1 protein-coding gene is annotated in these 725 nt (G+C 60.4%); it reads right to left on the reverse strand.

The annotated features are described in order from the left end of the window. A partial coding sequence (locus Q8X48_RS29780) for a DUF4432 family protein (protein ID WP_407802666.1) occupies positions 1 to 725 on the reverse strand: 725 nt, incomplete at both ends.

Here is a 725-nt window from a genome sequence, read left to right on the forward strand (position 1 = left end):
GGCACCACGTTGTAAACCGTTTCGTCGTAGTCCCTGGTCGGTGCGCGGTACGTTTGCCAGTCAGGCAGATCGCCCTTGGCCTTGTCGTTGAACGGCGACACCTGTTTCACCGGCGCGGCGAACCGGGCGCCCTGTTCCAGGAACGGGGTGCTGAAGTTGCTGTGGTACAGCGCCTGGTATTCCTTCGGATAGTCGCCGTTGTTGGTCAGGGTGTCGTTGAGGGCGAACACTACGCTGCCGGGTTCGGTGACCAGTTCGGTCGCGACGGAGAAGTCGACTTTCTTGAACGCCTGCTCTTTCAGCTCGCCGCGCAGGGTGATGGCGTATGGCGGTTTTTCATCGATGTGCAGGGTGACTTTGTTCGCGGGGATATTGGCGGCGCGACCGTGCAGGGTCAGCAGTTCGCCGTTGTCGATGCCGGGGTGGCCGACCCATTCGTAGCCGCAGCGAGTGACCAGTTCGTTGAAACCTTCCAGCCAGCCCAGGCCACCACGACCGTTGAGTTCGATGAAGGATGGATTGACCACTTCCTTGACCGGTGAATCCCAGCCCATGCGCACATCGCCGACCGAGGCTTGCAGGACGTTCATTCCGCGAGTCGGCACTACCGAAAGTTTCATCGTGCCGTTATCGATGTCGACGATGCTGACGCCCTCCTGCCGACCGCCGTGCAAGGTGCGCAGGGTAACGCTGAAGGGTTTGTCGGTTTTTATGCCGAGTTGCTG

The organism is Pseudomonas sp. QLc11A, from assembly GCF_052112305.1.
Classification (GTDB): Bacteria; Pseudomonadota; Gammaproteobacteria; order Pseudomonadales; family Pseudomonadaceae; genus Aquipseudomonas; species Aquipseudomonas laurylsulfatiphila.